This is a genomic window from Streptomyces prasinopilosus (genome assembly GCF_001419695.1).
Classification (GTDB): Bacteria; Actinomycetota; Actinomycetes; order Streptomycetales; family Streptomycetaceae; genus Streptomyces; species Streptomyces prasinopilosus.
Genome location: NZ_LIRG01000920.1, coordinates 1 through 7057, shown reverse-complemented (window position 1 = coordinate 7057; position 7057 = coordinate 1). Strand labels below are relative to the sequence as shown.

Below are 7057 nucleotides of genomic sequence, written 5' to 3'. Positions count from 1 at the left end.
GGACGGCGTGCAGACCGCCCGCACCCTCCCGGCCCCGGCGCTCCCGCTCGGCTGAACCCTCCGGCCCGGGCGGACCCGGGCCGAGCCGGATCGAGCCGAACCGGAGCGGCCGCATGCACGTNNACGTGCATGCGGCCGCTCCGCGTCACGCCTTCAGGCGTTCCACCGCCGCCCGTACCCGCTCGTCCGTGGCGGTGAGGGCGACGCGGACGAACCGTTCGCCGGCCGGACCGTAGAAGTCGCCCGGGGCGACCAGGATGCCGAGTTCGGCGAGGCGGGCGACGGTGTCCCAGCAGGACTCGTCGCGGGTGGCCCACAGGTAGAGCCCGCCCTCGCTGTGCTCGATGCGGAAGCCGTGCCCCAGGAGGGCCATCCGCAGGGCGGTGCGGCGGGCCGCGTAGCGCTCGCGCTGGACGCGGACGTGCTCGTCGTCGCCCAGGGCCGCCACCACGGCCGCCTGGGTGGGCGCCGAGGTCATCATGCCGCCGTGCTTGCGGATCTGCAGCAGGGGGCCGAGGACGGCCGGGTCGCCGGCCAGGAAGGCGGCGCGGTAGCCGGCGAGGTTGGACCGCTTGGACAGCGAGTGCACGGCGACGACGCCGTCGTGGGAGCCGCCGTTGACGTCCGGGTGCAGCACCGAGACCGGGTCGGCGTCCCAGCCCAGTTCGAGGTAGCACTCGTCGGAGAGGACCAGGACGCCGTGCTCGCGGGCCCAGGCGACGATCCGGGTCAGTTCCGCCTTGGGGAGCACCCGGCCGGTGGGGTTGGACGGGGAGTTCAGCCAGAGGAGCTTCAGGCCCGCCGGGTCCAGGTCGGTGGGGTCGTCGTACGCCTCGTACTGCGCGCGGGCCAGGCGGGCGCCGACCTCGTACGTCGGGTAGGCCAGGCGCGGGTACGCCACCCGGTCGCCCGGGCCGAGGCCCAGCTGGGTGGGGAGCCAGGCGACCAGTTCCTTGGAGCCCACGACCGGCAGCACGTGGTGGTGGGTGATCCCGCGGGCGCCCAGACGGCGCTCCACCCAGCGGGTGAGCGCGTCCCGCAGGTCCGGGGTGCCCCAGACCGTGGGGTAGCCCGGGGAGTCCGCGGCGGCGACCAGGGCCTTCTGGATCGGCTCGGGGACCGGGTCGACGGGGGTGCCGACGGAGAGGTCGACGATGCCGTCGGGGTGCGCGGCGGCCGTCTTCTTGTACGGCTCGAGCTTGTCCCAGGGGAAGGTGGGCAAGCGTTCGGAAACTGCGGACACGGTTACTGGCTCACTTTCGTCCGTGCGCTGTCGACGGTGCGCTTCGGGCACGCCGGTACGGCAAACGCCTCGGCCCCGTGCGGCGCCGATCGGGGTGATCGGGCCGTACGGGACCGAGGCGGCGCGGGTGCGGGCCGCTTCCGGCCGCCCGAACGCCTACGCCTACGCCTGCGGCGGCAGCGCGGCGATGAACGGGTGGTCGCGCTCGATCAGCCCGAGCTTGCTGGCGCCGCCCGGCGAGCCGAGGTCGTCGAAGAACTCGACGTTGGCCTTGTAGTAGTCCTTCCACTCCTCGGGAGTGTCGTCCTCGTAGAAGATGGCCTCGACCGGGCAGACCGGTTCACAGGCGCCGCAGTCGACGCATTCGTCCGGGTGGATGTACAAGGACCGCTGGCCCTCGTAGATGCAGTCGACCGGGCACTCCTCGATGCACGCCTTGTCCTTCACGTCGACACAAGGCTGCGCGATGACGTAGGTCACGCTGTCGTTCCTCCTCGGTAGGGCGCCGGCGGGCCTCCTCAGGCTCCGCCGCCTGGCGCGCGGGAGCGCGGCGTCGTCGATGCCCGCCCCTAGTATCTCCGTTCTTGGGCATGATCCGAACAGGAGGGGTGTACCGACCTGTGGAAATCTCCGCCGCCGGCCGTCTAGAGGTCCGCATCACCACTGCTGACGTGGGCAAACGGGTCTCCGTACGGAGCTTGGTCGAACATGGTCCCCCGGGTGAGAGGTTCACCGACGCGGTCGGGGTTCTCACATCATGGGACAACGGTGTGCTGCGGATCACACGGAGGGACGGCGAGAGCGTCCTCGTCCGGGAGTCCGCGCTGGTCGCGGGCAAGGTCGTGCCGTCCGCGCCGGCCCGTCGGCGCGGTCCGGCCGCCTCCTACGAGGAACTGGCGCGGGCCGCCGCGCGGGCGTGGCGGCCCGTGGAGAGCGAGCGGCTGGGCGACTGGGAGCTGCGGGCCGCGGGCGGCTTCACCCGCCGGGCCAACTCGGTGCTGCCGCTCGGCGACCCGGGCATGCCGCTGGACGAGGCGCTGGCGGCCGTGTGCCGCTGGTACGCGGACCGCGGGCTGCCCGCCTACGTGCAGACGGCGACCGGCGCCGAGGGCACGCAGGAGGCGCTGGGCGCGGAGCTGGAGCGGCGGGGCTGGGTGCGGGAGGTGACCGCCCAGCTGTGGGTCGGCGCTCTCGCCCCGGTCGCCGACGCGGGACCGGAGCCGTCCGGCGGCGGGCCGGGCGGGGCGGACGTCCTGCTGTCCCGGGAGGCCGACGGGGCGTGGCTGGCGCGCTATCGGCGCCGGGGGGTGGGCGAGGTCGCCCTGAAGGTGCTGGGAGGGGGCTCCCCCGCGAGCCCGGGAGGCCCCTCGGTGTGGTTCGCGACCGTGCCGGCGGAGGACGGCGGCGACGGCTTCGGGGACGGGGCCGCGGGCGGTGCCGCCCCCGCGGCGATCGGGCGGTGCGTCGTGGACGGCCGGTGGGCCGGTTTCGCCGCCGTCGAGGTGGATCCGGCGCTGCGGCGGCGCGGGCTCGCGAGCGCCGTGATGGCCGCGCTGGCCCGGCGGGCGCTCGACGAGGGCGCGTCGGCGGCCTGGCTCCAGGTCGAGGCCGACAACGCGGCGGCCCACGCCCTGTACGGCAGGATGGGTTTCGCCGCGCACCACGCGTACCACCACTACCGCGCGCCCCGGTCGTCGGCCCCGACCGGCGACGGGGCGCCGTGAAAGGGCACGAACCGGTCATGCGCTCCCCCCGTCCTCCGCTCCCGGAACGCTCCGCCGACCTGCGGCGGCGGTTCGCCGAGGAGGCCCGGTCCGGGCGGCCGGACCTGGCCACGCTGTGCCTGCTGGTCGGCGCGGTGGCGGACGGCACGCTGGACGAGGCGGGCATCGACGCCGCGCAGATCGAGCTGGACGAGCTGGCGGGCCGTCTCCCCCACCGGCCCGGCACCCCGCGCGCGTGGGCGTCGGCACTGCGGGAGCTGCTGGGCGAGCGGTGCGGTTTCCACGGCACTCCGGGCGACTACCGGCGCCTGGAGTCGTCGCTGCTGCACGAGGTGCTGCGGCGCCGGCGCGGGCTGCCGATCCTGCTGTCGGTGGTGTGGCTGGAGGTCGCCCGGCGGGCGGGGGCGCCGGTGTACGGGGTCGGGCTGCCCGGCCACTTCGTGGTCGGTCTCGGGGAGACCGGCACGGCGGCGGGTGCGGAGCCGGACGCGCGGGGCGGGGCGTTCCCGGAGCGGCGGGTGCTCGTCGATCCCTTCGACGGCGGCCGGGTGCTGACCGGGGCCGACGCGGAGCTGCTGGTCGCCGGGGCGACGGGGGCGCCGCTGGACCCGTCGATGCTGGTGCCGGCCGGTCCGCTGGACGTCGTGCTGCGCGTCCTGAACAACGTCCGGGCGTGGGCCGAGGCCCGCCCGGAGCGGTCGGACGTGTCGCTGTGGGCGCTGGACCTGTCCCTGCTGCTCCCGTCCCGTCCGGCGGAGCTGCGGTACGAGCGGGCCCGGCTGCTGGTGCGGCGCGGTGACTTCCTCGACGGCGCGGACGAGCTGGAGGCGTACGCCGAGGTGGTGGCCGCGGTGGACGGGCCGGCGGCGGACCGGATCCGCGGCGAGGCCCGGGCCGCGCGGTCGCTGCTCAACTGAGGCCCGCCCGGTCCGTCCGGCCGCGCACTCCCCGCCGCCCCTCGCGCACCGCCCCCTTCACGCCGCCGCGTCCTCTTCCGCCGCGCACGGCGGACGGGATCCACCACACACCTCGTTTGACATAGGTATCTTCGAATACCTAATCTTTCCGGGTGTCCACCAGGAGTGCCTCCGAACAGCGCGTCGCACGCGTGAGCTCCGAGCTCGCGGCGTGCCTTCCCGCGCTGCACCGGGCCCTGGAGCGGCGGGTGGCGAGCGAGTACCCGCACCCGAAGCCGCCCGAGGGACAGCTGGCACTGCTGCGGTTCGTCGCACAGCGTGAGGGTGCCACGGTCCGCGAGGCGGCCGAGGCGCTGCTGATGAAGCCGAACAACGTCAGCGCCCTGGTCTCCCGGCTCACCGAGCGGGGGGAGCTGGAGCGCCGGCAGGACGGCGTCGACAAGCGGATCGCCCGCCTCCACCTCACCGAGTCCTCGCGGCAGCGGATCGCCGAGGCCGTCGCCCTCGAGGAGAGTCACCTCGGCCGGGCGATGCTGTCCCTCACCGACGGTGAGCTGGACGCGCTGGGTTCCGCCGTCGGCGCGCTGAAAGCGCTGACCCGCAACCTCCGCCCGGCAGTCCGCTGACACGAGCGTCACGGGCCGCGGCGCACGGCGCGGTCGCCCGCGATCGCGCACGGGCACGGGCACGGGCGCGCGGTGAAGCGCTCGTCCGGTGTTCCGCGCGTCCGCTCCTCCCCCTCCGAACCTTCCGAAGGCAGTCCTCGGACCGTCCCGTGCACGGCCCGGCCCACCGCCCCGTGCGCTCCGTCCCGCCCCTGACCGGCCGGGCGGGGCGCCGTGGGCCGGCCGCCGGGTCCCGGTCCCCGCCGTGCGGTTCGTTCGTCCCCCCTTGAGAAAGAAACGGCTCCTTTCATGGCGTCCACCCCCGTGGATCACTCCGCTCCCGACACGGCCGCCCGGTCGAAGGTCGAGCGCTTCCGGGCCAATCCCTGGCTCGCGCTGACCGCCGTGTCGTTCGGCCTGCTCATGGTGCAGCTCGACGGTTCCGTCGTCGCCATCGCCAACCCGGCGATCGGCAGGGACCTCGGCGCCAGCACGGCCGAGCTGCAGTGGGTCACCAACTCCTACCTGATCGCGCTCGCCGCCTCGATGATCCTCGGCGGCAAGCTCGGCGACCGGTTCGGCCGGCGCTTGTACTACCTCGTCGGCATCGGCGGGTTCGTCGTCACCTCGGTCGCCATCGGCCTGGTCGGCAGCATCGAGGGCGTCATCGTCTTCCGTGCCCTGCAGGGCCTGGCGGGCGGCATCCTGATGCCCAACACCCTGGGCATCCTGCGCGCCGTCTTCCCGCCGAAGAGGTTCGCCCTCGCGGTGGGCATCTGGGGCATGGTCTCGGCCGTGTCGACGTCACTGGGCCCGATCATCGGCGGTCTGCTCGTCGAGCACGTCGACTGGGAGTCGGTCTTCTACCTGAACGTGCCGATCGGCCTGGTCGCGCTGGTGTTCAGCGCGGTGGTCCTCGCCGAGTCCAAGAACTCCGGCGGCCGGCAGCGCTTCGACCTCCTCGGCGTCGTCCTGCTGGCCGCGGGTCTGGTCGCGCTCGTCTTCGGCATCGTCAAGGGCGAGACGTGGGGCTGGGCCTCCGCCGGCACCCTCGGCTCCCTCGCCCTGGGGCTGGCGCTGCTGGTCGTCTTCGGCCTGTACGAGACCCGGCAGGAGCACCCGCTGCTGCCGATGCGCCTGTTCCGCAACCGTTCGCTGACCACCGGCGCGGTCATGACCCTGCTGAACTTCTTCGTGATGCTCGGCGGCATCTTCTTCATCATGCTGTACCTGCAGAACGTGCGCGGCTACACGCCGGTCGAGGCCGGTGTCAGCACGCTGCCGATGTCGATCGCGTCGCTGTTCGCCTCGCCGCTCGGTTCCCAGCTGACCGCCCGCCTCGGCGCGCGCGTCACGATCCCGCTGGGTCTGCTCCTGTCGGGTGCCGGCATGTTCGGCATGCTGTCGTGGAGCGTCGACTCGTCCTACGCGACGATGTGGCCGCCGTTCGTCGCGATCGGCCTGGGCGTCGGCATCGTGCTGCCCGCCACCGCCGCCACGATCATCGGCAACGCGCCCGTCAGGGACGGCGGGGTGGCCTCCGGCCTGCAGTCCACCATGCTGCAGATCGGTGGTGCGCTCGGCACCTCGGTGCTGATCACCGTGATCGCCGGCAAGGTCGGTTCCTCGCTGTTCGGCGAGCTGACCGGCGCGGGTGTCCCGAGCGGCGTGGCGCGCGGTCTGGAGAAGGCCGAGGACGCCGTCACGATGGGCATCGCCCCGGTCTCCGGTGACATGCCGGCGCAGCTCAGGGCCGCCGTCGTCGAGGGCAGCGGCCAGGCGTTCGTCAACGGTCTGCACGCCGCCGTCACCGTCACCGGCGTCCTGTGCGTCCTCGGTGCCGCGGCCGCCGCCGTCTTCGTCAAGGGCCGGGCCGAGGAGGCGAGGGACATGCGCGCCCAGGCCGAGGCCGCCGGGGAGCCCGTGGGGGTCGTCGCCGCTCACTGAGCGGGCCGTACGAGGCGCGCGCGAACGCGCGGGCGGCGCCGTCCGGACCGGGTCTCCGGTCCCGGACGGCGCCGCTTGCGTCCTTCCCGCACGGCCCGGCCGGTCCGCGGGGCTCCCGCGCCCCGTCCGCGTCCGTCCCGTCCGCCTCCTCAGAGGCTCTCGGCGGTGAGCCGTCCCGCGCGTACGGCGGCCCCGAGCTTCTCGAAGTCCCGTTCGTTGCGGTCGGCGTAGGCCTGGGCGAAGGCCGGGAGGGCGCGGTCGAACCGGTCGCCGCCGCCCAGGTAGGCGGAGATCGCGACGGGGTCGCCGGAGCGGGCGTGGGCGCGGGCGAGGCTGCTCCCGCACCAGCCGCCGAAGAGGGCGAGCGTGCGGGGGTCCATGGTCTCGGGGCGGGCGATGCCCTTCCAGTCCCGGAGCTGGCGCACGTAGAAGTCCCGCTGCCTGCCGTCCAGGCCCAGGACGCGGGTCCAGCCGAGGAAGATGTCGCTGGAGGTCTGGATGAGGCGCTGGCCGGTCACCACGCGGCGGCCCTGGTTGTCGAAGCGTTCGCCGTCCGTGTACGGGGCGAGCACCGACTCCTGCGCCTCCTTGGCCTGGAGCAGCAGCGGGTCGTCGTCGTCG

Annotated in this window: 7 protein-coding genes; 4 read left to right on the top strand and 3 right to left on the bottom strand. The window is 74.3% G+C overall.

Translation table 11 applies throughout. From position 1 onward, the window contains the following. Positions 1 to 145: 145 nt before the first annotated feature. Together AOK18_RS28525 and fdxA are read right to left on the bottom strand one after the other, a co-directional pair. Positions 146 to 1243, bottom strand: coding sequence for a bifunctional succinyldiaminopimelate transaminase/glutamate-prephenate aminotransferase (locus tag AOK18_RS28525; protein WP_055696193.1), 1098 nt, complete (start codon positions 1241 to 1243; stop codon positions 146 to 148). Positions 1244 to 1405: 162 nt separating this feature from the next. After that, on the bottom strand, positions 1406 to 1723 hold the full coding sequence (fdxA, locus tag AOK18_RS28520; protein ID WP_055572727.1) for a ferredoxin: 318 nt from the start codon (positions 1721 to 1723) through the stop codon (positions 1406 to 1408). Positions 1724 to 1863: 140 nt separating this feature from the next. Here fdxA and AOK18_RS28515 point away from each other — a divergent pair, with 140 nt between their 5' ends. The 4 genes from AOK18_RS28515 (at position 1864) to AOK18_RS28500 (ending at position 6436) form a co-directional block, all read left to right on the top strand. Beyond that, positions 1864 to 2967, top strand: a complete 1104-nt coding sequence (locus AOK18_RS28515; RefSeq protein WP_074994122.1) for a GNAT family N-acetyltransferase — start codon at positions 1864 to 1866, stop codon at positions 2965 to 2967. Positions 2968 to 2984: 17 nt separating this feature from the next. Further along, the gene (locus AOK18_RS28510; RefSeq protein WP_055696192.1) at positions 2985 to 3884 is read left to right on the top strand and encodes a transglutaminase family protein; all 900 of its coding nucleotides are present in this window, start codon (positions 2985 to 2987) and stop codon (positions 3882 to 3884) included. Positions 3885 to 4036: 152 nt separating this feature from the next. After that, a complete protein-coding gene (locus AOK18_RS28505) occupies positions 4037 to 4510 on the top strand; it encodes a MarR family winged helix-turn-helix transcriptional regulator (RefSeq protein WP_055573359.1) in 474 nt (157 codons plus the stop codon). A 288-nt stretch (positions 4511 to 4798) separates the two neighbouring features. After that, positions 4799 to 6436: an MFS transporter gene (locus AOK18_RS28500; RefSeq protein ID WP_055696191.1), complete on the top strand. Its 1638-nt coding sequence runs from the start codon at positions 4799 to 4801 to the stop codon at positions 6434 to 6436. A 149-nt stretch (positions 6437 to 6585) separates the two neighbouring features. On the opposite strand, the gene AOK18_RS28495 is transcribed toward AOK18_RS28500, so the two are convergent. Continuing rightward, on the bottom strand, positions 6586 to 7057 hold a 472-nt coding region (locus AOK18_RS28495), incomplete at its 5' end, for a DUF2252 family protein (RefSeq protein WP_157865268.1).